Genomic DNA, 26,364 nt, shown 5'->3' with positions numbered 1-26,364 from the left:
GCCTGCGACAGATATGCCGCGGCTTTCCTGAGGACCTCGTTCTCCTGCTCGAGAAGACGGATCCGCTTCTTCAACTCCCGAGCCTCGGCCGCGTCAGCCGCGGTCTGACCAGGCCGATTCCCGGCTTCGACATCGGCTTGGCGGAGCCAGTTCTGCAGGGTCGCTTCGCTGATACCGAAGTCGGTGGCGATCTGTTTAATGGTGACGCCGCTCTCGCGACGCCGTGCGACCGCGACGACATCCTCGCGGAACTCTTGGGGATAGGGACCAGGCATGATGACATCCTTCCCGCCAGCGCCTCCCAGCACTAACGATCAGTTGTCACCGATCCGTTCCTCACGCCCAGAGCAAGTTATGCACATGGTGAGCACGCAACTACCAAAAGTGTCTAGAAGGTCACTAGTGTTAGTGGCGCAAGGTAGCTCGGGTTGCAAACAACCACGACGACGACCCCCACAGAGGGACACGTAGCGTTCACGTTGAGTGGCGAGCTAAGGGAGTCCGATCACCATTCGGTGTCGTCGGGCAAGGCAGCCATAGCCTGTCGTCAGTGAGTGCCTCCACGGAATGAGGCGAGCGCGAACAGCGCGACGAAAGTCGCGTGCATCGTGCTCGGAATCCGTGGAGATGTGCTCATGCTCACCACTGCCCTTACCGACACCAGCGCAGCGACCGAGGTTGCCGCGCCTGACGTCCTGCTCTGGGATGTCGAGGCCGCCGCATCGGCGACCGGACTGCGCGTGCGCTACGTGCGCAAGCTGATCGCAGAACGCCGCGTGCCAGTAGTCAAGCTCGGACGCCTCGTGCGCATCCGGCCGGCTGACCTGGTCGCCTACATCGAGGCGAGCACTCTCCCCGTCCAGGAGCGTTGATCGCCGTGCCCGCGCCTGAATGGCACCTGCTGTCAGCACCCCGCGCCGAGATGCTCACGCCTCTCCCCGACCGGGCGCCGCTGTCCGCACGCGCACTGTATGCCGCGCTCGCATGGTGCTCCCCTGCCGTCATGCGCGACATCGAGCATGGCCGAGAGAACTCGCGCCGCGTTCGTCTCGCGCTCGCGCAGCACGCAGCACGACACGTCGCGCCTAAGCTCTCGCGCGCCGAGGTACGCAGAGGCGCTGAGCACCTCCGCGGCATCATCCGAGAAGGTCTGAGATGACTGATGCCCGCCTCCCGAGCCGCTGGATGGCAGATCGACGCTTCGCCCGCCTCGCTCCCGAGCACTTCGTTAGCTACACCTGGGCGCTCATGTATGCCGTTGAGAGCGGGACAGACGGACGGCTCGAGCAAGGTGACCTTGAAGTCATCCTCCGCTACCGCGGCGACAGCACCGAAGTCCTCATCGCCGCCGGCCTATTCGGACGCGACGACGACGGGGCGCTGCAGATCCTCGATTACCCCTCGACGCAGAGCACCGCCGCCGAGGTCAAGGCCGCAGACGATCGCCGGGTCAAGGAACGCCTGCGCAAGCGCGAACAGCGCGGGCGACGCCGACAACCGGGCACCACCGAGGGCGACTCTGACGCCACTCCGCCGGCTGCTGAGCCGACGTGGGACGTTGCCAGCATCCCCGATGTCGACAGCTGGGAAGCAGCCGGCATCGATACCACCACCTTCTAACCAACCTGAACCACAGAAAGCGAACACAACATGTTCAACCGCAAGACCGACACTCTGAACACCGCTTCCGAGATGCTGAACGACACTCCTGAGACATGGGTGCCGGCCGACGTTGCCGACCGCGTTCCTGACGTCACGCAAGCCCTCACCCTCGATCCTCTGACGGAACGCGACTGGCAAACCTTCATCGAGCAGTATCCCCTCGCAGGACGCCTGAACCGTCTGGAAGCTCACGTCTCGGCTTACTTCCTCGAGTGCGACCCTCTTCCCGACGTCCCCGCTTCTGCGGGCCTCGCTGCGCTTGGTCTCGTTCGGAAGGCCGCTTCTCCCGCGGATCGTGAATATCGAGAAGCGGAGCAACGACACCGCGAGCGCGTGCAGGCCATGGCCGCTGACATCCTTGACTCGCCTCGTCGAGCTTGGGATGCGTACGTGACCCTGCGAACTATCGAACAGGCACGCGAGCTGATCGCCGAGGAGAAGGCCGCAGCACACCGCGAGCGCACACGTCTTGCCCTCGAGCTCTGCCCCATCTGCGGAAGGTCTGACGGTAAGAACATCGGGCCGGTTCGCCCTCGGGACGTGCGGCACAGACTGGATCACGTTCGTTCCTGCGCTGACTGCCACCTAGTGGTTATGGACCAGATGACCCGTCGTGCGAGCCAGGCGCTCACAGAGAACGGTACGCAGCGATCAGAACTCATCGCCGCGTATCTCGACGCGCGCTACGGCGCTTAAACAACGGTCAAGGGCCCTGCTACCCCATGTAGCGGGGCCCAAGCGAACGACATTCACTCGAAAGGTACGAAGAACAATGGCAGGATCAGCACGCTTCGAAGTCGATATGACGATGAACGCCCGCGGTGTAGCCGCCGGTGCCAAAGAGGCAGAGAAGCATTTGGGAGAACTCGGGGACGCGCTGGAGGATCTCGACGCGCTCGGACCCCGCAGCGCCGGCCGCGCCGAGGATGCCCTGGACGACCTCGGCCGCGCAGCGAAGGACGCCGGCCGCGACGGCGAGCGCGCGATCGATAACCTCGAAGATGCGCTCCGCGACGTCCAGCAGCAGTCGAAAAAGACCGAACGATCGGTCGATGACATCGGCGACGTCGGCGGCAAGGGCTTTCAGAAGGTCCGCGAAGGCGCCCAGGAAGTCACCCAGGAAGTCGGCCAGAACCTCGGCGAGGCCGTGTCCTCGATCCGAGGCGACCTCACCGACCTCGGCCAAGTCGGACAGGACACCCTAGGCGGGCTCGCCGCGACCCTCGCCGGCACCGGACCCGCAGGCATCGCCGGCGCCGCAGCACTCGCGGCCGGCGCAGTCGGACTCGGCCTCATCACCGCCGAGATTGAGGCGCAGAACGAGCGCGTGCAAGCGCTCAAGAGTTACTTCTCCGACGCGTGGCGTGAGGCCGTCGAGGGCGGCCGAGACTACATCGAAACCGCGACCATCATCGGCGAGATGAACGACATCAGATTTGACCCCGACCGCGCGAAGGAATACAAGCAGATCCAAGAGGACGCGGCCGCATACGGCCTCGAGGTGAACACGCTACTTCAAGCAGCCGCCGGCGATGAAGAGGCGCTCAACGAAGTACGCAGCCGAGGTAACGCGCTGCTCGAAGAGCGCAAGGAAAAGACCCTCGAAGCGCAAGAGAGCTTCATCCCTGGGAACGAGTACACCATCGACGGACTGCTCCGCGAAGAGCGCGAGATGTCGAACGTGAACGAGCGTTGGAAAGAGCGATCCGACATCTACGCCGAGAACAAGCAGAACGCCGCCGATGCGCAGGCTGCTGAATCCGAGTACCTCAAGTCGGTGGTGGAGAACGCATCCTCCGCTGCCGTCGAGGTCGATGAACTCGGAAACAAGCTGCTCACCCTCCCTGACGATCAGCAGATACTCATTGACGCCGAAACCGGACAGGCCACGCTGAATATCGACAAATTCCAGGGCGACGCTGACGACGTCGTTGACCACGTCAACGGCCGACAGATGAAACTCGACATCTCCACCCACGACGCGATCAGCGCCGCGCAGAGCGCCGTGAATCAGATCAACGGTATGCGCGCCTCGATCGACATTACCGCGCACGCTAACAGCGCGATCAGCTCGGCGCTGAGCGCGGTACAGCAGATTCGAAGCCTGAAGTGGGACTGATGATGGAACAAGCAACACAAGCTCAAATCACGGCCCTCGGCGATCAGGACACAGCGGCTTTACGCGACCTCCACAAGGCCGCAGGCGCAGCGATCCGCATGTATGGCAACCGCGGCGAGTTCCTCGCAGCTAGCGAGAACTACGCAGAAATGCTCTACAGCATCGACGGCGAGACCGCTCGTCGACTCTTAGGAAGAATCGTCACGGATGCCGCCGCAGCCGAAATGAACGCATAGGAAGTACAGATAGGACGGCTGTAGGCACGAGTCAAGACTCGTGCCTACAGCCGTTTCGTCTTGCTCAGAGTGATGCTTGCCAGAGCCCGTTACTCAGTGAGGACGCATTCAGCGTAGAACTGTCCTTCTAGGACTGGTTTCTCATCGATCACCGTCTCGCCCCGGGCGAGCCTGCAACCGATCGAGCCGGATCCGCTCTGCACGACGCCCGCCGTATACCCGTCGTGAACAAGTGTGATCGAGAATGGAAGCTTCACAGTCTGCTGCGAGTGCGCGCCATCCGCGACCCATATGACTGTGGCTTCACCCTCGCCGAGCGCTTCGAACACCAGACCCGCCGAAACAGGCTCCGCTGCGCTCTCCGGCACGGATGCTGATACGTCCACAGGCGTCTCGGTAGTCACAGGCTCGGCAGTGACCGTCACAGTCACCGCAGGGGCCGGCATCGGCTCTGATGTGCACCCGGTCAGGAATCCGACCACGACGAGCAGGACGAGCAACGCACTTCGCTTAGCGGACACGACCTCAAGATACAGCCTCACTGCTACAGGACAGGACAGGACAGGACAGGACAGGCCACTACAGGACGGGTTAGATTCCTCGACATTCCGAGAGCACCAGCACGCACACCAGCACGACGACGAGACCACCAGGACGACCAGGGGCCCACAGGAGTTAAGCGGGATGCCTGTCCTGTCGTGTCCCTTGGGACGTCCCGCGGGACTCTACAGGACAGGACAGGACAGGACAGGCCACTACAGGACGGGTTAGATTCCTCGACATTCCGAGAGCACCAGCACGCACACCAGCACGACGACGAGACCACCAGGACGACCAGGGGCCCACAGGAGTTAAGCGGGATGCCTGTCCTGTCGTGTCCCTTGGGACGTCCCGCGGGACTCTACAGGACAGGACAGGACAGGACAGGCCACTACAGGACGGGTTAGATTCCTCGACATTCCGAGAGCACCAGCACGCACACCAGCACGCACACCAGCACGCACACCAGCACGACCACGAGCACCAGCACGACCACCAGGCACCAGCACGACCACCAGGCACCAGGCACCAGGTACCAGCAGCAACGACCAACGACCAACGGCCAACGGCCAACGGCCAACGGCCAACGACCAACGACCAACGACCAACGACCAACGCTCTTTTTTTAGAACACAGTCGCAACCCCCGCCTTAGGCTCTACAGCAGTGTTTTTCCCCGAGTCCCAGGGGACGTCCCAAGGGACACCAGAACACTACGAATACCCTCGTCGCCCTCGTCGCCCTCGTCGCCCTCGTCGCCCTCGTCGCGCTCGTCGTGGTCGTCGTGGTCGTGGTCGTCGTGGTCGTCGTGGTCGTCGTGGTCGTCGTGGTCGTGGTCGTCGTGGTCGTCGTGGTCGTCGTGGTCGTCGTGGTCGTGGTCGTCGTGGTCGTCGTGGTCGTCGTGGTCGTCGTGGTCGTGGTCGTCGTGGTCGTCGTGGTCGTCGTGGTCGTCGTGGTCGTGGTCGTCGTGGTCGTCGTGGTCGTCGTGGTCGTCGTGGTCGTGGTCGTCGTGGTCGTCGTGGTCGTCGTGGTCGTGGTCGTCGTGGTCGTCGTGGTCGTGGTCGTCGTGGTCGTCGTGGTCGTGGTCGTGCTGCGCCACCGGATCCGCGCTCGATCCCCGCCGGCTGTCGTCGCCCTCGTCGTGGTCGTGGTCGTGGTCGTGCTCGTCCGCCGACTGTCGTCGCCCTCGCCGACTGTCGTCGCCCTCGCCGACTGTCGTCGCCCTCGTCGCCCTCGTCGCCCTCGTCGCCCTCGGCGTGGTCGTGGTCGTCGTTGGTCGTGGTCGTGCTGCGCCACCGGATCCGCGCTCGATCCCCGCCGGCTGTCGTCCGCCGGCTGTCGTCCGCTCGCTGTCGTCCGCCGTGCTCGTCCGCCGGCTGTCGTCGCCCTCGTCGTGGTCGTGGTCGTGGTCGTGCTGCGCCACCGGATCCGCGCTCGAGCCCGGCCAGCCGTCGTCGTTTCCTATCCGCGTTGCGCGTATCGCTCAGCACCCGCCGCCCAGTCGCGCAGCGCATCCACAACCTCTGCCGGGCTCGAGGCATCATCGACGACCAGTGCCGGGCCGATCACCAGCGAGTAGGAGTCCCTACCGTTCTCCTGATGCCGCCAGATCACCGCCTCGCCGCCTATCGACGTGCCACGATCCGCGTGCATCCATTGGTCCGGCGCATCACCCTCGGCGCCGTGATCCGGTCGATACCCTGCGCACCATGTGACCGGGCAGTCAAAGTAGTCGTTCATCGTGTCGTCTCCTCTACCAGTGCGCGCATCCGCTCGTCTGAGACCTGTACGTATCGCTGCGTAGTCGCGGCTGAGGCGTGACCGAGCAAGCGTTGAACTGTGAACACATCGCGGTTCACGTTGTATGCCCGCGTCGCGAATCTGTGCCGTAGCGCGTGCATCGTCACGCCGGGCGGCAGTAGCTCGCTGATCTTCTTCCCGAGGTATCGCGCCGAGATATGCCCCGCTGTGACCGTGTGCCGTTGTCGTTCCACGATGCGACCGGGGAACACGTAGCCGACCGGCAGAGTCCGCAGCGTGAGTGCGAGCGACTGAGACAGCGGGACTCGACGCAGCTTGGACCCCTTGCCATGCACTGTCAGCCAATCGCCGTCGGATCCCGTCACGATGTCCGCGGAGTGAATCTGCGCGACCTCGCCACGCCGCAAGCCGAGTTCAGCAGAGATACGGATAGCAAGACGCCAGCGCTCGTCGTCAGCGCCCGCGAGAGCGGCGGATAGATCTTCCTCAGTCGCCGGCCGCGCTACGGGGTCGCCAGCTCGCACGACGGGAAGGCGCTCAGTTGGATCCCGTTCAACTCGCCCTGTCTCGACCGCCCAGCCGTAGAACCCTCGTAGCGTCACCTTTCGCGCCCGTCGAGTCTCTCGCGACCATTGCTGGCCGGCCATCCACTCATAAAGATCATCGATGGTGATATTGAACGGCTGCGCCGATGCATGCGCGCGCGCGAACGTCCTGAGCTGGTCGACGTACGCCCGCACGCTGCTCGGCGCCGTCCCCTTTGCGGGCTCTTCGCAGATGAGGGTGTAGTCGAGAGCCGGCGGCTGGTTCGCGGATAGGCGTCGGGGTCTCCCAGGATGGAAGTTCTCACACTGACCATCGCCGGAAGACCTCGACTTGCACCAGCCTACGTTCGCGACCCCTGACCTGACCACGTTCTGCCGCCTCGACGAGCTCGGCCTCGAAGCCGTCGGGCAACGTTTCGAGCCCGATCGGGCGGTGCTGGAGTGCCGCGTCATTGACGATGATCCGTGGTGTCGCAAGTGCGGTGTCGAGGGCATCGCGCGGGACACGGTGGCGCGGCCGCTCGCGCACGAGCCATTCGGGCACCGACCCACGACGCTGTTGGTTCGAGTGCGTCGGTACCGGTGCGGCCACTGTCGCCGGACCTGGCGGCAGGACACGACGAAGGCTGCGGCACCGCGAGCGAGGATCTCTCGCGGCGGGATTGGATGGGCGCTGACGGCGATCGTGGTCGACCATCTCACCGTTTCCCGCGCCGCAGCAGGCCTCGGGGTGTCGTGGCATACCGCGAACACTGCGGTCCTCGCCGAGGGCAAGCGGCGACTCATCGACGACCCGGCCCGGTTCGACGGAGTGACCACGATCGGTGTCGACGAGCATGTCTGGCGGCACACGAAGTTCGGCGACAAGTACGTGACCGTGATCATCGACCTCACCCCCGCGAGGAACAAGACCGGCCCGGCCAGGCTGCTGGACATGGTCGAGGGCCGCTCCAAGGCGGTCTTCAAGCAGTGGCTCGCTGCCCGGCCCAAGGACTGGTCGAAGCGGATCGAGGTCGTCGCGATGGACGGGTTCAGCGGGTTCAAGACCGCGGCCGCGGAAGAATTGCCCGACGCAGTCCCCGTCATGGATCCGTTTCATGTGGTCCGTCTCGCTGGCGACGCGCTCGATGTCTGCCGTCGACGCGTCCAACAGGACCTGTTCGGTCGGCGCGGCATGAAGGGCGACCCGCTCTACAAGGCCCGCCGTACCCTTCACACTGGCGACAGGCTGCTCACCGACAGACAGCGGATCCGGCTGCAGGCACTGTTCGCAGCTGAGGAGCACGTCGAGGTCGAAGCGACCTGGGGCATCTACCAGCGCATGATCGCCGCGTATCGCGAACCCGACAAGAAGCTCGGCAAGAAGATGATGCAGGCCGTGATCGACGCTGTCAGCAGTGGCGTCCCCGCCCCGCTCGTCGAGTTGCGCAGGCTCGGCCGCACCCTCAAGCAGCGCGCCGCAGACGTGCTCGCGTTCTTCGACCGCCCCGGCACGTCGAACGGACCAACGGAGGCCATCAACGGCAGACTCGAGCACCTACGCGGCTCCGCGCTCGGCTTCCGCAATCTCACGAACTACGTCGCCAGGTCGCTGCTCGAAGCCGGAGGATTCAGACCCGCACTACACCCTTAGCTACGAAGAGCCCCTTTGCGTAGAGGTATCGCTCATAGGCTGTCAACGGCTGTTCCCACTGCTCGGGCACAGGGAGACGGCTCGCCCGATGTGACTGCATCGCCGTCGGATCTTCCCGCATCCGGCCTGCTGAAGTCGCCCACCTGTAGAAGGCTCGCAAGCTGTCGCGCATCGTCGTCCGCGTCGAGTCCGCGACGATCAGCGCGCCGAGCCATGCTTCGACGTCCGTCGCCGTGACATGCCACGGCGACAGATCCACGGTCGCCGCAAAGCGTCGCAGGTGCTTGATTCGTCGACTGGTCGTCGCGCCGCTGACGTTCGTTTGTGCGCGTTCGAAGTCGTCGAGCGCGTCAGTCCACCGCTGATCGAGTTTGTATGCCATGCCCCGCAAGCTACCTTTGCGGTTGTTTAGGAGTCGAGGTCGTGGACTCCCGTGGACTCATGCCGTGTCATTTGGTGTCATTCCGTGTCACTACGTGTTAACCTAAACCCGCGTGAATCCGCAGAATTACGGGATTCACGCGGTATTCGAGAGGGTCTGTGGCGTTTCTTCCAAACAGATGATGCGAGTTCGATTCTCGTCAGCCCCTCCATTTCTCTCACCAGGAGGATGCCGTGGTTAAACCGTCCGCATCTTCCCTGTCCGGCTTGCATGAGCTTCCGGCATCCTTCAGCGGAGCATCCTCTCCCCTGGTTCCGAAGCCGCGATCCGGAAAACGCGCGCTCACCCTCATCTTCGGCTCGCTTGTGGTGATCGGCGCGGGCGTGGCCACGCATGTCGGCGCGAACCTCGGTTACGACGATTCACGCGCGGCCTATGAGCTGTCTGTGGCCGAAGCCGAGCAGACGCAGAACGCGCTCTCGGGAGAGATCGCCGTCATCACCCGCACGGTGGCGAACGCCGAACGGGCTCTCGCCGCAGATGACGGGCTGCTCGCCAGCGCCGATGGCGCAGACGCTCTTTCCCGTGCAGCCCTGTTGGCAGCAGAAGTTCTGGGTGAGCACGCTGGACTCGCCCGGCATTCGTTCCCGAAACCAGACCCGAAGCCCGACTGGCCCTGGGAGCTGTTCTCCACGATGAAACAGCTGGATGACGAGAGCGAGGAAGCCGCTGTCATGGACAAGGCATTCGCCGCCGCGTCGGACGACCTCCAGGCTGCGGATGACGATGTCGCCGAAGCCGCCTTCGTGCACGTCTCCGGGGCTGCAACCGCGAGCTCCGCATTCGAGGCCGCTCATCTCTCGGCACGGAATAAAGACATCATCGACCTTCGCCGCGCGGCGGAAGAACTGGCCGGCCGCACGTCTTTCGATGACCATGCGCTGGAGGGATACATTGCACTCGAGGATGCAGCGGCCGCGATGATCGCGTCTGAAGCAGCGGAGATCGCCGAGAAGCAGGGCCCGTTGTACGACACCCGGCTCGAGGTCGAGGCCTTCGCGCGATCATTGGCTCCGGGCGTGCTGCTCGACTTCGACTGGTCGCCGATCGTGAACGGTTACGGATACTCCGACAGCATGGCCGGCTACGCCACATGGTGGTACGGCGATCCGGGCCACGCGAACATCGAACTCACCGACTCGGTGGCCGCGTACTGGCCCGGCGAACGCAGCAAGTCCCTCGTCGCGCACGAGGTCGGGCATGCGATCAGCGTGAAGTGCCAGGGCATGTACGACGATTCGAACCAGAACACGATCGAGCACTGGGCAACAGCGTGGGCCATCAGCATGGGTTTTCACAGCGCCGCGAACGGCACATCGGCCTATGGCCCTCCCCCGCAGGACCTCATCGACGCCGCATCCGGTTGCCGCTGAATCGTTCTGAGAAGGCCCGCGGATGCTCCGACGCGCCGTGATCAGATCGTTTCTGTTCACCGACCACCCGGGCGTGTTTCCGCGTTACGCTATCAGCGACACGCCGCACCCAGGCGTGCCATCCAGAGGGGGAATCTCATGACTGAAGCTGTACCCGCGACCCGTCGCGAAAGCCGTGCCGTAGTAAAGCCCAACAACCGCACCAAGGCGATCGTCGCAATCGCAGCCGGCGCCATCCTGCTGCTTGGCGGCGGCACGACGCTCGCCTATTGGTCGACGACGCAGGAGCTGACCGCTGGAACGGTAACTTCCGGTGACCTCAACATCACCGTCTCACCCGACGACGTGGTCTGGACCGTCACACCCGAAGGCGGAACTGCTGTCGCCGCAGACGTCAACACGCTCCACATCGTTCCGGGCGACACCGTAACCATGACGCAGACGGCAGAACTCACCCTCGTCGGAGACAACATCAAGGCTGCGCTGACCGCCGAGCTCGTCGGAGCGACCATGCCGGGCGGAGCCATCGCTCCGGCTCCCGTGGTCACGGTCGACACCGCAGAACCCGTGACGGCGCTCACAGACGAGAGCGACGGCGGCACCGTCACTGTGACCGTCACCTACCTCTTCCCGACCACGACCAGTGCGCGCGATCTGACCAACGAGGACTTCGACTTCGGAGGAGTCGACCTCACGCTGACACAGGTCGCCCCGTAATCGGATTCCGATGCGCAGTCGCGGCCACGGCCGGCGCGTAGCGCTCGGTGCCGCGGCGGGAGTGGTCATCGCTCTCGCCGCGGCGACTGGTGTGTCCGCGTACTGGCAGGCGCAGCAGACCGTCAACCTCGACACCGTCAGCTCGGGCGACCTCTCGGTATCGGCTAATTGGGTCGGCGGGACGCCGAACTGGTCGGGGGTGTACCCCGGACAGTCCGTCGACGCGAAGATCGCGGTGGCCGTGCAGGGCGAAGGAACGAACCTGGAATGGACCGTGAATGCTCAGCCGTCCGGGCTCGACCCCGCGTTCACTTTTCAGGCGTGGAGCGGCGAGTGCGGAACCGGTGGTGCGCTTCCCGCCTCAGGTTCTCCGCAAACCCTGATCGTATGCGTGCGCTTTACGTTGGCCCCGGGCACATCCGGTTCCTACCAGGGCCTGAACTTCACACCGAGCGTCACGATCACAGCAGAGCAGGGGAACTGATGAAGCGAGAGGCCAGGCAGACCTGGCGCGCCGCCGCGATCAGTGCGATCGCGACGATGCTCGTGTTCGGTGTGCCCGCGTCTTCGTGGGGGTACTGGAGTGCGAACGCTACCCTCCCGAACGCGACCGTATCTACGATCTCCGTGCCTATCGTGAGCAATTTCACGTGCACGAACGGAGGTGGCATCGCAACCGGCCGCGCGAATCTCGCTTGGAATCCGATGCCTGTCACTGCTGCCGGCGAATGGCGCTATCAAGTGTGGTTGCGCACCGCCGCCGGCGTCACAGCGCGCATTGACAACGGCGTCGAACCCGGGCTGCCAGGTCAAACAGAAACAACGCTGAGCGTTTCAACCGGTCTACTCAGCAGTCTTCTCGGATCACTCATTGGGAATATTCTTGACCTCCTCTTGGGGTCAAACCCACCTAATGTGTACGTCGTCGCAGTACATCCGTCTGGTTGGGTCGGTTCTAAAAGTCCAGATAGGGTCATCCGTTCAGTTGCCCTCATCGGTGCGCAATGCGGATAACAAGACAAGTAATTGCGAGTGCAATGCTCATCTTGATGTGCGCACTGGCCCTCTTCACCGTGGTCATCCCCCTGCTCCTTGGCGGCCAGAGCTACACCGTGCTCACCGGCAGTATGACGCCCTCACTCAAACCCGGCCATCTGATCGCGGTGCGAGCAACGCCGATCGACGATATCCGGATCGGCAATATCGTCACGTACCAGATCGAATCAGGCAAACCCGAAGTCGTCACACACCGCGTCGTCTCCGTCGGCTATGACAGCACCGGAGAACGGGTGCTCTACACACAGGGCGACGCGAACAACGCCCAAGACGACCTACCGGTCCACGAGGTGCAGGTGCGCGGTGTCGTCGTCTACGCGGTGCCCTGGCTCGGCTACATCAACATCTGGGGAACTCCCGCGGTCAAGTCGATCGTCGTCACCGCTGTCGGAGTGGGTGCCATCGCATGGGGCATCGTCGTCTTCGCCAAGGACGCCAGGCGTCGACGGCGCACGAGAAGCATCACAAACGCAGCCGCAGCGCTGGTCATGATCGGCGCGGCGGTCGCATTCGCACCCGCAACGAATGCGGTAGCTGCAGAGTCCGACGACCCCACTGCCGACTATCTGCAGATCAGCACCGACGGAGTCACCTGGCACAGCGCGGATGACATCACGCTTCCCGACGACCTCCTGGATCGGATCGTCCCCGGTGAAGCACTCCCCCTGGATCTCTGGGTTCGTAACAGCAGCGCTGATACTTCCGAAGTCAGCATCACGGGCCTCTGGTCGCCCGCACGGGCCGGAGATCCTGGAGACGAGGCCCTCGCCTCAGATCTCATCCCACCGCGTCTCGACCCGCGCGAACTGGAACCAGGCGAAGAACTCCGCGCTCCCGTGTCAGTCGGTCTGCCGGAGTCGAGCGGCAACATCACCCGTCTCGCTTCCGCCGAGCTGACCATAACCGTGACGCTCACAGAGACGATTCCTGGTGACGGAAACGACGAGCCGCTCGCCATCACCGGTGCACCGATTCCGGTCGGAGTGATCATCCTCGCATCCCTCCTCCTCGGCGCAGGACTGATTCTGTTCATCATCAGGATCATCGCCGCGCGAAGAAACCGCCGCGATCCATAAGGATCACGGCGGTTCCGTAAAAGTCTTCTGATCAGGCCTGACCGCGACGCTCGCGCAGCTGTGCGAGAGCGTCGTCGAGCAGTTGCACCGACTCCTCGTCGGTGCGACGCTCCTTCACATAGGCGAGGTGCGTCTTGTAGGGCTCGTTCTTGGAGAGCTCCGGCGGGTTGTTCTTATCGCGCCCGGCGGGCAGACCGCTCTGCGGGTGGTCGATCGTCTCGGGGATCTCCTCTTCGGGAAGACCCGCAGCGAAGTATCGCACGGTCTCGTTGCCGAGGCCGTCCCAGTACGAGACCGCCGTGCGGTCTGCATGGTAACCGTGGTCCTGCTCCCCCATGGGGCCGGAACCGACGCGAGTTCCGCGGATCGCGCTTCCTCCGGTCGCCATATCAGCTCACCACATCCAGCTTCGTGATCAGACCCATCGCGACGATGGAGACGAACCATACGAGCGCGAGAATGATCGTGAAGCGGTTGAGGTTTCGCTCCGCAAGGCCGGAGGACCCGACCGCAGAGGTCATCCCCCCACCGAACATGTCGGAAAGACCGCCACCGCGGCCCTTGTGGAGAAGGATGAGGAGAGTCAGCAGGACGCTGGTGACGCCCAGCACGACCTGCAGGACGAACTCAAGAATTGCCACGAGGGAGAGCCTTTCGCTGGGCCAGGTGCCCGTAATCGTCAAGTATACGAGAAGGTGGCGGGGCCGAGGCCCCGCCACCCGCTCAAACGCCGACGTGCTTTTCGAAACGGATGATCGCTGCGAACTCGTCGACGACGAGGCTGGCGCCACCGACAAGAGCACCGTCGACGTCGGGCTCGCGCATGAAGGTGGCGATGTTCGCCGACTTCACCGAGCCGCCGTAGAGGATGCGCGTGCGCGCGGCCGCGTCGTCATCAAGGGTCTTCGCCAGAACGCCTCGCAGCGCGGCGCAAACATCCTGCGCCTGCTGCGGGGTCGCCGCCTGGCCGGAACCGATCGCCCAGACCGGCTCGTAGGCGACGACGATCTCGGCGGAAGCCGGGACGTCCTTGAGCGCTGCCTCGAGCTGACCGGCGGGAACGGCGCTCGCGCCGAACTTCTCCAGGTCCTCCGAGGTCTCGCCGACGCAGATGACGGGAACGAGCCCGTGCTTCAGCGCCGCCTGAACCTTGGCAGCCACGACATCGTCGCCCTCGGCGTGGTATTCACGACGCTCCGAGTGGCCGATGATGACGTACTTCGCGTCGAGCTTCGACAGGAAGGCGCCCGAGATCTCACCGGTGTACGCACCCGAGTCGTGCGCCGAGAGGTCCTGCGCGCCCAGGGCGAACGGGATCTTGTCGGCGTCGAGCAGGGTCTGCACGCTGCGGATGTCGGTGAAGGGCGGGAAGACCGCGACGTCGACGGAGTCGGAGTCGTGCTTCGCGTCCTTCAGAGCCCAGTGCAGCTTCTGCACGAAGGCGACCGCCTGCAGGTGGTCGAGGTTCATCTTCCAGTTTCCCGCGATCAGCGGGGTACGAGCGTTTACGCCCATCCGAGCACCTCCAGGCCGGGTAGTTTCTTTCCCTCGAGGAACTCGAGGCTTGCGCCTCCGCCCGTCGAGATGTGACCGAAGCGGTCATCCGCGAAGCCGAGCTGACGCACGGCTGCCGCGGAGTCGCCGCCGCCGACAACGCCGAGGCCGTCGACCTCGGTCAGCGCCTGCGCGACGGCACGTGTTCCGGCGGCGAATGCCGGGAACTCGAAAACGCCCATGGGGCCGTTCCAGAACACGGTCTTCGAACCGCGGATCGCCGCGGCGAACGCCGCTGCCGTGTCGGGTCCGATGTCGAGGCCGATGCCGGAGGCACCGAACGAGGACTCCTCGATCGCGTCGGCCGCGACGACCTCGTGTGCAGCATCCGCCGAGAAGGAAGCGGCGACGACGACATCCGTCGGGATGACGATCTCGACGCCGCGCTCGGCTGCCTCGGTCAGGTATCCGCGAACCGTGTCGAGCTGGTCCTTCTCGAGAAGGCTGGATGCGACGGCGTGGCCCTGCGCGGCGAGGAAGGTGAACAGCATCCCTCCGCCGACGAGGATCCGGTCGACGCGCGGCAGCAGGTGCGAGATGACACCGAGCTTGTCGCTGACCTTCGAGCCGCCCAGAACGACTGTGTAGGGACGCTCCGGGTTCTCGGTCAGACGGTCGAGCACGTCGAGCTCAGCGGCGATCAGGAGTCCGGCTGCCGAGGGCAGCAGCTCCGCGAGGTCGTAGACGCTCGCCTGCTTGCGGTGGACGACTCCGAAGCCGTCCGAGACGAGGGCATCGCCCAGCTGAGCGAGCTCAGCGGCGAACGCCTGACGGGTTGCGTCGTCCTTCGCCGTTTCGCCGGCGTTGAATCGCAGGTTCTCGATGACGACGACTCCGCCGTTCTCGAGCTCCGAGACAGCGGACTGGGCGGACTCGCCGACCGTGTCGCGGGCGAATGCGACGGGCTTGCCGAGCAGCTCCGACAGGCGCTGCGCAACCGGCTCCAGGCTGTACTGGGCGTCGGGCTCCCCTGCGGGGCGTCCGAGGTGCGAGCACACGACAACACGTGCGCCCGCATTGATGAGGGCGTTCAAGGTCGGCAGCGAGGCACGAACACGGCCATCGTCCGTTATGACCCCATCCCGCAGAGGGACGTTGAGATCACAACGAACGATGACGCGCTTGCCCTCGAGCGAACCCAGAGATTCCAGGGTGCGCAGGGTCATCGGATGCTCAGAGACGCTCTGCGACGTACTCGGTCAGGTCGACGAGACGGTTGGAGTAGCCCCACTCGTTGTCGTACCAGCTGGAGAGCTTGACCTGGTTGCCGATGACGCGCAGGAGGCCTGCATCGAAGATCGACGAGTGCGGGTCGGTGACGATGTCGCTCGAGACGATCTCGTCCTCGGTGTACTTCAGGATGCCCTTGAGCGGACCTTCTTCAGCAGCTGCCTTGTATGCGGCCTTGACCTCGTCGATCGTGACGGGGCGCGAAGCGGTGACCGTGAGGTCGGTGATCGAGCCGGTGGGAACCGGAACGCGCAGCGCGAAGCCGTCGAGCTTGCCCTTCAGCTCGGGCAGGACCAGGCCGATGGCCTTGGCTGCACCCGTCGAGGTGGGGACGATGTTGACGGCGGCCGCGCGGGCGCGACGCAGGTCGCTGTGCGGGCCGTCCTGCAGGTTCTGGTCGGCCGTGTAGGCGTGGACCGTGGTCATGAGACCGTTCTCGATGCCGAATGCGTCGTTGAAGACCTTGGCCAGCGGCGCGAGGCAGTTCGTGGTGCAGGAGGCGTTCGAGAGGATGTGGTGGTTCTCGGGGTCGTAGATGCCCTCGTTGACGCCCATGACGATGGTGGCGTCGTCGCCCGAGGCGGGAGCCGAGATGAGAACCTTCTTGGCGCCGGCGTCGATGTGCTTCTGCGCGAGCTCGGCCTTCGTGAAGAAGCCGGTCGACTCGATGACGATGTCGACTCCCAGCTCGCCCCACGGGAGGTTGGCGGGGTCGCGCTCCGCGAACGCCTTGATCTCCTTGCCGTCGACCGTGATGCTGTGGTCGTCGTAGGTGACTTCGGCGTCGAGACGGCCGGTGATGGAGTCGTACTTGAGAAGGTGCGCGAGCGTCTTGTTGTCGGTGAGGTCATTCACCGCGACGATCTCGATGTCCGCACCCTGCGCGAGAGCCGCGCGGAAGTAGTTGCGTCCGATACGGCCGAAGCCGTTGATACCGATCTTGACAGACAAAGATGTCTCCTGATTGTCATGCGCGGAGTGCGCGATTTCGGGGGATGTGGACATCGGCGTCCCGACGGGCAAAGAGCCCATCGGGACGCCCGTCTTGATTACGACAGTACCAGGAGGCCGTTCGTCTGCTTACGGGCGACGTCGAGACGCTGAGCGACGTTCTCCCAGTTCGCGATGTTCCAGGCCGCCTTGATGTAATCGGCCTTCACGTTGAGGTAGTCCAGGTAGAAGGCGTGCTCCCACATGTCGAGCTGGAAGAGCGGAATCGTGCCCTGGGCCGTGTTGGCCTGCTGGTCGAACAGCTGCTGGATGATCAGACGCTGTCCGATGGGCTCCCAGCTGAGCACGGCCCAGCCGGAGCCCTGGATGCCCGCAGCCGCAGCAGCGAAGTGAGCCTGGAACTTCTCGAACGAGCCGAAGAACTCCTCGATCGCAGCCTTGAGCTCGCCCTCGGGCTGGCCACCGCCGTTCGGCGAAAGGTTCGTCCAGAAGATCGAGTGGTTGACGTGGCCGCCGAGGTTGAACGCGAGGTCCTTCTCGAGCTTGTTCACGTTGGCGAGGTTGCCGGTCTCGCGCGCCTCGGCGAGTGCATCGAGAGCCGCGTTCGCGCCGGTCACGTAGGCCTGGTGGTGCTTGTCATGGTGCAGTTCCATGATCTTGCCGCTGATGTGCGGCTCGAGCGCCGAGAAGTCGTAGGGGAGGTCGGGGAGCGTGTACGTCATGTCGCTTTCATCCAATCCGCGCCGCGCCGCGGCGCTTGCCGATCCTCTTCACAGCCCAAATGCGGTGAAGAGCGGACTTTTTCATCCTACTGACGTCAACGTCGCGATGGTGGGGATGCTTCCCCTGATGACGAAAAAGTCCCAGGGATCACTCCCTGGGACTTCTCGAGAACAGCGTTTCGTCAGGCGTCGAGCCCGGCAGGCACGGCGGCCTCGGTACCGGGGATGCCTTCCTGCTGCGCGCGCTTGTCCGCCATCGCGAGCAGACGACGGATGCGTCCGGCGACGGCATCCTTCGTCAGCGGCGGCTCAGCGTGGTGCCCCAGCTCGTCCAGGCTCGCGTCACGGTGCGCGAGGCGCAGCTGACCGGCGGTGCGGAGGTGATCGGGAACCGTGTCGCCGAGGATCTCCAGCGCGCGCTCGACGCGGGCGCACGCGGCGACAGCGGCCTGCGCGGAGCGCCGCAGGTTGGCATCGTCGAAGTTCACCAGACGGTTCACTCCGGCGCGCACCTCGCGGCGCTGACGCATCTCCTCCCACGCGGCGGCCGTCTTCACAGCACCCATCTGCGCCAGGATCGAACGGATCGCCTCGCCCTCGCGGACGACGACGCGCGGCATGCCGCGCACCTCGCGGGCCTTCGCCGCGACGCCCAGGCGGTGCGCGGCGCCGACCAGGGCCATGGCGGCCTCGGACGTCGGGCACGAGATCTCGAGCATCGCCGAGCGGCCCGGGTCGGTCAGCGTTCCGTTCGCGAGGAACGCACCGCGCCACAGGCCGGCGATCTCTTCGCGGGAACCGGTCGTGAGACGGTTCGGCAGGCCGCGCACAGGGCGTCGGCGCTGGTCGAGCAGACCGGTCTGACGCGCGAGAGTCTCCCCCGCGCCGATCACGCGCACGGCATAGCGGGCGCCCTCGGTCGCGGTCGCAGACTGAACCTGGGCGATCTCCGGGCGCACACCGTAGATCTCGGCAAGGTCGCGGGCGACGCGACGCGCGAGAAGATCCGCGTCGACCTCGGCTTCGACGGCCACCCGGCCGGCGATCGAGTGGAGGCCGCCGGCGAACCGGAGGATAGCCGTCACTTCCGCGACTCGCACCGTCGGGGGTGCATTACGAATGCTGACGAGTTCAGCTTTTACGTCGGTGGTTAGTGCCACGGGACTCCTTGGAAAACTTTCATGCATCGGATCGCGACGCAACGAACCAGTTTACCCCGGGCGCGGCGCCGTCTTATTCGCGCCCGAGATCGCGGTGACGCACATTCACCGCGATGCCGGGCATCTCGGCAAGACGCTGCGCGAGCTGCTCGGACATGGCGACGGAACGGTGCTTGCCGCCGGTGCATCCGATCGCCACCGTCGAATGACCCTTGTTCTCGCGCTGGTAGCCCTCGAGGACCGGCACAAGCGCCGTCGCATAGGCGTCGAGGAACTCCGCCGCGCCCTCCTGCTCGAGCACATAATCGCGCACCGGAGCATCCTGCCCCGTGAGGCCGCGCAGCTCCTCGTTCCAGTACGGGTTCGGGAGGAAGCGCATATCCGCCACGAGGTCCACATCCGTCGGGAGGCCGTACTTGAAACCGAAGCTCAGAACCGTGAGTCGGTGTCGGGCGGCACCGTCCTCGGCGAAGGTCTCCGAGACCTGTGTGGCCAGCTGATGGATGTTCAACGACGACGTGTCGATGACGATGTCGGCGGCCTCGCGCACGAGCGTCAGCCGCGAGCGCTCGAGACGGATGCCGTCGAGGAGCGTTCCGTCCTCCTGCAACGGGTGCGGGCGACGGACCGCCTCGAAGCGGCGCACGAGGACGTCGTCGGACGCATCGAGGAACACCACGCGCACGCTGCCGCGCGAGCGCAACGCCCGCGCCACCTCGGGGAAGTCGTTGAAGAGGTTGCGCCCGCGCACGTCGACGACCGCTGCGACCTTCGGCAGCGCTCCGGCGCCGAGATCCGTGAGATCCAGAAGCGGAGGAAGCATCTGCGGGGGGAGGTTGTCGACGACATACCACCCCAGATCCTCCAACGCATTCGCCACCGTTGAACGCCCCGCACCGGACATGCCGGTGACGATGAGGAACTCGTTCTTATCCCCGTCGACCATCGGTACTCCCTCTCCCTGTCCGTACAGCCTATCGACTCGACAGATGGGAATGGATGCCCGTGGCCAGTGCCGGCCCGATCCCGGGAACCTCCTGAATCTCCTCCGCGCTCGCACCGCGCAACGCGGTGACGGACCCGAAGTGCTTCAGCAGCGCCTTGATGCGGGACGCGCCGAGGCCGGGCACCTCCGCGAGCACCGTGGTGATGTCGCGCTTGCGACGCTTGCGCTGGTGCACGATCGCGAATCGATGCGCCTCATCGCGCAGCCGCTGCAACAGGTACAGCGCCTCGCTCGTGCGCGGCAGGATCACCGGGTAGTCCTCCCCCGGCAACCAGATCTCCTCAAGGCGCTTCGCGATGCCGCACAGTGCGATCTCGGTGCGCCCCGCATCGCGCAGCGCGCGGGCCGCGGCCTCGACCTGCGGCTTGCCGCCGTCGACGAGCAGCAGCTGCGGCCGGTATGCGAACCGCGGCTTGCGCTTCGCCGTGATCACCTCGCCCTCGGCGGTGACCGCACTCGCCTCGCCCGTCGCCGCATCGATCACCGATGCCGGCTCGTCATCCTCCGGGCGATCGAGGTGCGCAAGGCGCCGCATGAGCACCTGGTACATCGAATCGGTGTCATCCGTCGTCTCGGCGATGTTGAACGAGCGGTACTGATCGGTGCGGGGCAGGCCGTCCTCGAAAACGACCATCGAGGCGACGACGTTCGTGCCGCTCAGATGCGAGATGTCGAAGCACTCGATGCGCAGCGGCGCGGCATCCAGGTCCAGAGCCTCCTGCAGATCGGTCAGCGCCTGTGTACGGGCGACGTAGTCGCTCGTACGACGCGTCTTATGACGAATGAGCGCCTGTTGCGCATTCAACGTCGCCGTGCGCATGAGCTCGGCGCGCTGACCGCGCTGGGCCACCGCCAGCTCGACCTTGCGCCCGCGACGCTCCCGCAGCCATTGCTCGAGCTCTGCCGCGTCATCGGGCAGGGCCGGCACCAGCAAGCGGCGCGGCACATCAACGCCCTCTCCATAGGCCCGCTGGAGGATCTGGTCGACGAGTTCGGCACCGGAGATGTCGATCTCCTTCTCGATCATGGTGGCCCGAACGCCGCGTACTCGGCCGCCCCGGATCACGAAGTGCTGCACGGCCGCCGCGAGCTCGTCCTCGGCGATGCCGAAGAGATCCGCATCCTCGTCAGCCGGCAGCACGAGTGCGCTCTTGCCGAGGACCGCCTCGATCGAGGCGAGCTGGTCGCGGTACTTCGCCGCGGACTCGTAGTCCATGGCGGCGGAGGCCGCCAGCATCCGCTTCGTCAGCTCCTTCGTGAAGCGCTCATCCCCGCCCGCCATGAAGGCCACGAAATCATCGACGATGGCTCGGTGCTCCGCGATCGTCACCCGCATCGAGCAGGGACCGCCGCACTTGCCGATCTGCCCGGGGAAGCACGGCCGCCCCGTGGCCATCGCGCGCTTGTAGCTCGAATCGCTGCAGGTGCGGATCGGGAAGGCCTTGATCATCAGATCGATCGTCTCGTGCACCGCCCACACCTTGGGGTACGGCCCGAAGTACCGTGCCCGCGGGATCTTGCGGTTGCGGGTCACGAGCACCCGAGGCGCCTCATCCCCCAGCGTCACCGCCAGGAACGGGTAGGACTTGTCGTCCTTGTAGCGCACGTTGAAGGGCGGATCGAACTCCTTGATCCACATGTACTCCAGCTGCAGGGAGTCGACATCGGTCGCGACGACCGTCCACTCGACGGAGGCCGCTGTCGTGACCATCCGCCGGGTGCGCTCGTGGAGCGTGCGCAGCGGGGCGAAGTAGTTCGACAACCGCTGGCGCAGGTTCTTCGCCTTGCCGACGTAGAGCACGCGCCCCTCCGCATCGCGGAAACGGTAGACGCCCGGGTTCGTCGGAATCTCGCCCGGTTTCGGCTTGTAGGGAAGGACCTCGGCCATCAGCCGGCCTTCCGCGCCCCGCGTCCTGCACCCAGGATCTCACCGAGGAAGAGGCCCGTGTGGCTCTCCTCGACCTGGGCGATCTGCTCGGGGGTGCCGGTGGCGAGCACCGTGCCGCCGCCGGAACCGCCCTCAGGACCCATGTCGATGACCCAGTCGGCCGACTTGATGACGTCGAGGTTGTGCTCGATCACGACCACCGTGTTGCCCTTGTCGACGAGGCCGTTCAGAACCTCGAGGAGCTTGCGCACGTCTTCGAAGTGCAGACCCGTGGTCGGTTCGTCGAGCACATAGATGCTGCGTCCGTTGCTGCGGCGCTGCAGCTCTGTCGCGAGCTTCACGCGCTGCGCCTCGCCGCCGGACAGGGTCGTCGCGGACTGCCCGAGACGGACATAGCCGAGCCCGACGTCGACGAGCGTCTTCATGTAGCGGTGGATGGCCTGGATCGGCTCGAAGAACTCTGCCGCTTCTTCGATCGGCATCTCGAGGACCTCGGCGATGTTCTTGCCCTTGTAGTGCACCGCCAGGGTGTCGCGGTTGTACCGCTTGCCGTCGCAGACCTCGCAGTCGACGTAAACATCGGGCAGGAAGTTCATCTCGATCTTGATCGTGCCGTCACCCGAGCAGGCCTCGCAGCGACCGCCCTTGACATTGAAGCTGAAGCGGCCGGGCTGGTAGCCGCGGACCTTCGCCTCGGGGGTCTCGGCGAACAGCGACCGGATGCGGTCGAAGACGCCCGTATACGTCGCCGGGTTCGACCGCGGTGTGCGCCCGATGGGCGCCTGGTCGACGTGCACGACCTTGTCGAGGTTGTCGAGACCGGTGACGCGGGTGTGCTTGCCGGCCAAGGAGCGGGCACCGTTGAGCTTGGATGCGAGGACCCGATAGAGGATGTCGTTGACCAGCGAGCTCTTGCCCGAGCCGCTGACACCCGTGACCGCGGTCAGCACACCGAGTGGGAAGGATGCCGTGACGTCCTTCAGATTGTTCTCGCGCGCACCGACCACCGTCAGCATCCGCTTCTTGTCGATCTTGCGACGCTTCGCGGGCGTGGGGATCTCGCGACGGCCCGACAGGTAGTCGCCCGTCATGGAGTCCTCTTCGCCGAGCAGCGCGTCATAGGGGCCGGAGTGCACGACCGAGCCACCGTTGACGCCGGCGCCCGGTCCGATGTCGACGACCCAGTCGGCCGCTTCGATCGTCTCTTCATCGTGCTCGACGACGATCAGCGTGTTGCCGAGGTCGCGCAGAGTCTCGAGAGTCTGGATCAGACGACGGTTGTCGCGCTGGTGCAGGCCGATCGAGGGCTCGTCGAGCACGTAGAGAACGCCGGTGAGGCCGGAGCCGATCTGCGTCGCCAGCCGGATGCGCTGCGCCTCGCCTCCGGAAAGGGAGCCGGCCGAACGGCTGAGGTTGAGGTAGTTCAGTCCGACCTGCAGGAGGAAGTTCAGCCGGAGGCGGATCTCGCGCAGCACCTGGGCCGCGATCTTCGCCTCGCGCTCGGTGAGGGTGAGGGTCTCCATGAAGTCTGCGGCCTCGGCGAGGCTGAGATCGGCGATCTCGGCGATCGAGCGCTGGTCGACCAGGACGGCGAGCACCTCGGGCTTGAGGCGCGCGCCGTTGCAGGTGGAGCAGGGCACCTCGCGGAGGTACTCGGCCCAGCGTGCCCGCTGGTTGTCGCTCTCGGCCTGCGCGTACTGGCGTTCGATGTAGGGGACGACGCCCTCGAAGCCGGAGGCGTATCGCATCTCGCGACCGTACCGGTTCTTCCACTTGACCGTGACCTTGTAGTTGTCGCCGCGCAGCACCGCGTCCTGCACATCGACGCGCAGGTCCTTCCACGGGGTGTCGAGCGAGAAGTTCAGGTCGCCTGCGAGGCCCTCGAGAAGACGCTCGTAGTACTGGAAGAGGCCCTTGCCCTGGGTGGTCCAGGGGATGATCGCGCCCTCGCGGATCGAGAGGTCCTCATCGCCCAGCATGAGGTCGACGTCGACCGACATGCGCGTGCCGAGCCCCGAGCAGGTCGGACAGGCGCCGAACGGCGCGTTGAAGGAGAAAGTGCGCGGCTCGATCTCGGTGAGGGTGATCGCGTGGCCGTTGGGGCAGGCGAGCTTCTCGGAGAACGACTGCCAGGCCGCGTCGCCCTCTTCATCGATGAAATTGATCTGCATGACGCCGCCGGCGAGCCCGAGCGCGGTCTCTACGGAGTCGGTGACACGGCCGAGGATGTCGCCGGATGCCACGAGCCGGTCGACGACGACGGAGATGTCGTGCTTGTAGCTCTTCTTCAGCGTCGGCGGCTCGGCGAGCTGGACGAGGTCGCCGTCGACGATGGCGCGCGAGTAGCCCTTGGCTCCGAGCTCGCGGAAAAGGTCGACGAACTCCCCCTTCTTCTGCGACACGATCGGCGCGACGATCTGATATCTGGTGCGGTCGGGCAGCTCCATGAGCTGATCGGCGATCTGCTGCACCGTCTGGCGCTGGATCTTCTCTCCGCACTCGGGGCAGTGCGGCACGCCGATGCGCGCCCACAGCAGGCGCATGTAGTCGTAGATCTCGGTGATCGTGCCGACCGTCGAGCGCGGGTTGCGGTTGGTCGACTTCTGATCGATCGACACCGCCGGGCTCAGCCCCTCGATGAAGTCGACATCGGGCCGATCGACCTGGCCCAGGAACTGACGCGCATAGGCGCTCAGCGACTCGACGTAGCGGCGCTGCCCCTCGGCGAAGATCGTGTCGAACGCGAGGCTCGACTTGCCCGACCCGGACAGCCCCGTGAACACGACCAGCGAGTCGCGAGGGATGTCGATGTCGACGTTCTTGAGGTTGTGCACGCGGGCACCGCGAACACTGAGTTTTCCGGTGGTTGCTACAGGGACGATTGGCACCCGATAAGTCTAAGAGGGGCCACGGACATCGGGGCCGTGACCGCGTTCAGGATCGCGTGCGTGCCCGCGGCAGCAGCACGGCGACCCCCGCCACGATCACGCCTCCGATGGGCGCGAGCCAGGACACCCCGCCATCGCCAACCGCGGGCATCACCACGACGAGCACAGCGACCGGTTGCGCGATCAGCTGCACGCCGACGAACCGCCGGAATGTCGGCTGCAGCGCCTGAGGCTGCATCCGTGAGGTGAGCGGCACGACCATGCAGACGCTTCCGAGCACGTGCACGAGGTGCAGGATCAGCAGCGCGAGCGCGGTGCGCCACGGCGACGGCTCGCCGAGCGCCATGCCCAGGACGATGACCGCGGCTCCGGCCCAGGTCGCAAGGCTGCGTGGGAGCACCGCGCCGACCGTGAACGCAAGGGCTCCGATCATCTGCCAGACGGGGTAGCCGTTCAGCACGATCACCCCGGCGATTCCGATGAGCGCGGTGAGGGCGCGGAGGACGGCGGCGGGGATCCCGGAGGGAACGCGCATCTCGTGGGTGCGGGACCTCATCGCCCGCGCCGTCCCGCCGTGCGCAGTGCCGCATCCGCACCATCTCCATCGACCCGCCACGCGAGCACGTCCGCTCCGGCGTGACGCAGCTCGGTGAGGGCGTCGTCGTGCTCGGCGCTCAGGGTGCGCAGCGCGATGCGCTGCTCACGGCTCAGTCGGGCGTCGTCGAGGACAGGCAGCACGTCGACGGCGACGACCCGGTGCCCGCTCGCCCGCAGCGCGAGCGCGAGCGCAGTGGCCCCGCGGTCGACGAACGGCGAGAGCACGTGCACGGTCGCGCCGTGCGGCACGGGCGGCGTGCGCCGGTACCGGGTGATCTGGCCGTTCACGCCGGTGGCCGCGATCGCGCGGCTCAGGCGTGCGAGATGGCGGGCGCCGGCGCCGGGGGCGACGGTCCGTCCGTCCGCCGAGAGCTCATGCAGCGCGACTCGGTCGCCGGCGCCGATCGCCGCGGTCGCGATCGACAGGGCGGCCTGGCGGGCGAGGTCCAGCGAGGTGACGCCGCTGCGGTCGGGGTCGGAGGATCCCCAGGTCGCGACGACCGTGCCGAGGTCGTCTGCGGTGTCGATCATGATGACGACGGATGCGTCGCTGAGGGTGTCTGTGCGCCGCACCAGCAGGTCTCCGGGACGCCGGGCCAGGCGCGCGGTGGCCCGCCAGTCGACGCGGCGCAGCTCGTCGCCCGGCGCGAACGGGTGGATGTCGCGGAAGTCGCCGCCCTGTCCGGGGCGCGAGCCGCGATAGATGCCGTGCAGGCCGCGCAGCCGGGGCGGGACGGGAAGCGCGCCCAGCCGGATCGACGTCGGCGCCGCATTCCAACCCAGTGCGCGCCGCGGCATCGTCGTGCTGACCCATGCGCCGTCGGATGCCACCGCACGGGCCGTCGCGGCGCAGCCGTGCGGTGGTGCGCACGACGGCGTCGCCGTCCGCGGCGTCCGCCACGCCCCGCCGCACCCCGCCCTGGTCGATCGCCAGCTGCGCCCAGTCCGCCTCGGCGCGCACGCCGACCGTGCCGTGCACCGTTCCCGGCTCGGTCCCGGACTCCGCTTGCAGAGCTACGACTATCCGTGCGGGTCGCGGCCGGCGCAGCACGAGCACGCACCACAGTGCGAACGGCAGACCCAGCACGACGAGGTCCGGGCGCGAGAAGGCGACCCCGACCGCGGCGAGCGCGACGGCGGCGACCGCCGCCATCGACGGGGTCGCGGTTCGCTGCCAGGTGACGGGGTGCTCCGCCTCGACGTGCTGTT

28 protein-coding genes are annotated in these 26,364 nt (G+C 65.8%); 10 read left to right on the top strand and 18 right to left on the bottom strand.

Features of this window, described 5'->3' with window-relative positions; translation table 11 throughout:
- On the bottom strand, positions 1-275 hold a 275-nt coding region (locus ACWAUG_RS11280; protein WP_460802487.1), incomplete at its 3' end, for a transposase.
- A gap of 279 nt (positions 276-554) precedes the next feature.
- On the opposite strand from ACWAUG_RS11280, the gene ACWAUG_RS11275 reads away from it, so the two are divergent.
- From ACWAUG_RS11275 to ACWAUG_RS11255, 5 genes are all read left to right on the top strand, one after another.
- Positions 555-872, top strand: coding sequence for an excisionase family DNA-binding protein (locus ACWAUG_RS11275; RefSeq protein ID WP_460802486.1), 318 nt, complete (start codon positions 555-557; stop codon positions 870-872).
- 283 nt (positions 873-1,155) lie between these two features.
- Positions 1,156-1,620: a hypothetical protein gene (locus ACWAUG_RS11270; protein WP_460802485.1), complete on the top strand. Its 465-nt coding sequence runs from the start codon at positions 1,156-1,158 to the stop codon at positions 1,618-1,620.
- Positions 1,621-1,650: 30 nt separating this feature from the next.
- On the top strand, positions 1,651-2,358 hold the full coding sequence (locus tag ACWAUG_RS11265) for a hypothetical protein (RefSeq protein WP_460802484.1): 708 nt from the start codon (positions 1,651-1,653) through the stop codon (positions 2,356-2,358).
- Between the two features lie 76 nt (positions 2,359-2,434).
- Positions 2,435-3,781 carry a hypothetical protein gene (locus ACWAUG_RS11260; protein WP_460802483.1) on the top strand — a complete coding sequence of 449 codons (1,347 nt, stop codon included), beginning with the start codon at positions 2,435-2,437 and terminating at the stop codon, positions 3,779-3,781.
- Positions 3,781-4,017: a hypothetical protein gene (locus ACWAUG_RS11255; RefSeq protein WP_460802481.1), complete on the top strand. Its 237-nt coding sequence runs from the start codon at positions 3,781-3,783 to the stop codon at positions 4,015-4,017. The genes ACWAUG_RS11260 and ACWAUG_RS11255 overlap by 1 nt, the downstream gene beginning before the upstream one ends.
- Before the next feature lie 89 nt (positions 4,018-4,106).
- Here ACWAUG_RS11255 and ACWAUG_RS11250 read toward each other — a convergent pair whose 3' ends face one another.
- The 4 genes from ACWAUG_RS11250 to ACWAUG_RS11235 all read right to left on the bottom strand — a co-directional run bounded on the left by ACWAUG_RS11250 (position 4,107) and on the right by ACWAUG_RS11235 (position 7,057).
- Entirely contained in the window at positions 4,107-4,538 is a 432-nt protein-coding gene (locus ACWAUG_RS11250) for a hypothetical protein (protein ID WP_460802480.1), read from the bottom strand.
- 676 nt (positions 4,539-5,214) lie between these two features.
- Positions 5,215-5,979, bottom strand: a complete 765-nt coding sequence (locus tag ACWAUG_RS11245; protein ID WP_460802479.1) for a hypothetical protein — start codon at positions 5,977-5,979, stop codon at positions 5,215-5,217.
- A gap of 38 nt (positions 5,980-6,017) precedes the next feature.
- Complete coding sequence (locus ACWAUG_RS11240; protein ID WP_460802478.1) at positions 6,018-6,170, bottom strand: hypothetical protein; 153 nt, start codon at positions 6,168-6,170, stop codon at positions 6,018-6,020.
- Between the two features lie 122 nt (positions 6,171-6,292).
- Entirely contained in the window at positions 6,293-7,057 is a 765-nt protein-coding gene (locus ACWAUG_RS11235) for a tyrosine-type recombinase/integrase (RefSeq protein ID WP_460802477.1), read from the bottom strand.
- A 136-nt stretch (positions 7,058-7,193) separates the two neighbouring features.
- Between ACWAUG_RS11235 and ACWAUG_RS11230 the strand changes: the two genes are divergently transcribed.
- A complete protein-coding gene (locus ACWAUG_RS11230; protein WP_460802476.1) occupies positions 7,194-8,495 on the top strand; it encodes an ISL3 family transposase in 1,302 nt (433 codons plus the stop codon).
- Here ACWAUG_RS11230 and ACWAUG_RS11225 read toward each other — a convergent pair.
- Positions 8,473-8,877, bottom strand: coding sequence for a site-specific integrase (locus ACWAUG_RS11225; protein ID WP_460802475.1), 405 nt, complete (start codon positions 8,875-8,877; stop codon positions 8,473-8,475). The genes ACWAUG_RS11230 and ACWAUG_RS11225 overlap by 23 nt on opposite strands.
- A gap of 233 nt (positions 8,878-9,110) precedes the next feature.
- Between ACWAUG_RS11225 and ACWAUG_RS11220 the strand changes: the two genes are divergently transcribed.
- The 4 genes from ACWAUG_RS11220 to ACWAUG_RS11205 all read left to right on the top strand — a co-directional run bounded on the left by ACWAUG_RS11220 (position 9,111) and on the right by ACWAUG_RS11205 (position 13,159).
- On the top strand, positions 9,111-10,310 hold the full coding sequence (locus ACWAUG_RS11220; RefSeq protein WP_460802474.1) for a hypothetical protein: 1,200 nt from the start codon (positions 9,111-9,113) through the stop codon (positions 10,308-10,310).
- A gap of 138 nt (positions 10,311-10,448) precedes the next feature.
- A complete protein-coding gene (locus ACWAUG_RS11215; RefSeq protein WP_460802473.1) occupies positions 10,449-11,027 on the top strand; it encodes an alternate-type signal peptide domain-containing protein in 579 nt (192 codons plus the stop codon).
- Between the two features lie 10 nt (positions 11,028-11,037).
- Positions 11,038-11,511, top strand: coding sequence for a hypothetical protein (locus tag ACWAUG_RS11210; protein WP_460802472.1), 474 nt, complete (start codon positions 11,038-11,040; stop codon positions 11,509-11,511).
- Between the two features lie 520 nt (positions 11,512-12,031).
- Positions 12,032-13,159, top strand: coding sequence for a signal peptidase I (locus tag ACWAUG_RS11205; RefSeq protein ID WP_460802471.1), 1,128 nt, complete (start codon positions 12,032-12,034; stop codon positions 13,157-13,159).
- A gap of 31 nt (positions 13,160-13,190) precedes the next feature.
- Here ACWAUG_RS11205 and ACWAUG_RS11200 read toward each other — a convergent pair whose 3' ends face one another.
- The 12 genes from ACWAUG_RS11200 to ACWAUG_RS11145 all read right to left on the bottom strand — a co-directional run bounded on the left by ACWAUG_RS11200 (position 13,191) and on the right by ACWAUG_RS11145 (position 25,986).
- The gene (locus tag ACWAUG_RS11200) at positions 13,191-13,547 is read right to left on the bottom strand and encodes an RNA polymerase-binding protein RbpA (RefSeq protein ID WP_460802470.1); all 357 of its coding nucleotides are present in this window, start codon (positions 13,545-13,547) and stop codon (positions 13,191-13,193) included.
- 1 nt (position 13,548) lies between these two features.
- Complete coding sequence (gene secG / locus ACWAUG_RS11195; RefSeq protein ID WP_460802469.1) at positions 13,549-13,800, bottom strand: preprotein translocase subunit SecG; 252 nt, start codon at positions 13,798-13,800, stop codon at positions 13,549-13,551.
- A gap of 82 nt (positions 13,801-13,882) precedes the next feature.
- Complete coding sequence (gene tpiA, locus ACWAUG_RS11190; RefSeq protein ID WP_460802468.1) at positions 13,883-14,674, bottom strand: triose-phosphate isomerase; 792 nt, start codon at positions 14,672-14,674, stop codon at positions 13,883-13,885.
- A complete protein-coding gene (locus tag ACWAUG_RS11185; protein ID WP_460802467.1) occupies positions 14,665-15,879 on the bottom strand; it encodes a phosphoglycerate kinase in 1,215 nt (404 codons plus the stop codon). The genes tpiA and ACWAUG_RS11185 overlap by 10 nt, the downstream gene beginning before the upstream one ends.
- Before the next feature lie 7 nt (positions 15,880-15,886).
- Positions 15,887-16,894: a type I glyceraldehyde-3-phosphate dehydrogenase gene (gene gap, locus ACWAUG_RS11180; RefSeq protein ID WP_460802466.1), complete on the bottom strand. Its 1,008-nt coding sequence runs from the start codon at positions 16,892-16,894 to the stop codon at positions 15,887-15,889.
- Between the two features lie 98 nt (positions 16,895-16,992).
- Entirely contained in the window at positions 16,993-17,616 is a 624-nt protein-coding gene (locus tag ACWAUG_RS11175; RefSeq protein WP_460802465.1) for a superoxide dismutase, read from the bottom strand.
- Between the two features lie 182 nt (positions 17,617-17,798).
- On the bottom strand, positions 17,799-18,776 hold the full coding sequence (whiA, locus tag ACWAUG_RS11170) for a DNA-binding protein WhiA (protein WP_298040609.1): 978 nt from the start codon (positions 18,774-18,776) through the stop codon (positions 17,799-17,801).
- Positions 18,777-18,849: 73 nt separating this feature from the next.
- Complete coding sequence (gene rapZ / locus ACWAUG_RS11165) at positions 18,850-19,722, bottom strand: RNase adapter RapZ (protein WP_460802464.1); 873 nt, start codon at positions 19,720-19,722, stop codon at positions 18,850-18,852.
- A gap of 28 nt (positions 19,723-19,750) precedes the next feature.
- The gene (uvrC, locus tag ACWAUG_RS11160) at positions 19,751-21,670 is read right to left on the bottom strand and encodes an excinuclease ABC subunit UvrC (RefSeq protein WP_460802463.1); all 1,920 of its coding nucleotides are present in this window, start codon (positions 21,668-21,670) and stop codon (positions 19,751-19,753) included.
- Positions 21,670-24,558 carry an excinuclease ABC subunit UvrA gene (uvrA, locus tag ACWAUG_RS11155; RefSeq protein WP_460802462.1) on the bottom strand — a complete coding sequence of 963 codons (2,889 nt, stop codon included), beginning with the start codon at positions 24,556-24,558 and terminating at the stop codon, positions 21,670-21,672. Before uvrA ends, uvrC begins: the two co-directional genes overlap by 1 nt.
- Before the next feature lie 46 nt (positions 24,559-24,604).
- The gene (locus ACWAUG_RS11150) at positions 24,605-25,114 is read right to left on the bottom strand and encodes a hypothetical protein (protein ID WP_460802461.1); all 510 of its coding nucleotides are present in this window, start codon (positions 25,112-25,114) and stop codon (positions 24,605-24,607) included.
- The gene (locus ACWAUG_RS11145) at positions 25,111-25,986 is read right to left on the bottom strand and encodes a DUF58 domain-containing protein (RefSeq protein ID WP_460802460.1); all 876 of its coding nucleotides are present in this window, start codon (positions 25,984-25,986) and stop codon (positions 25,111-25,113) included. The genes ACWAUG_RS11150 and ACWAUG_RS11145 overlap by 4 nt, the downstream gene beginning before the upstream one ends.
- Positions 25,987-26,364 lie beyond the last annotated feature (378 nt).

The organism is Microbacterium sp. GXF6406, assembly GCF_054798215.1.
This window is presented reverse-complemented; position numbering and strand designations above follow the sequence as displayed.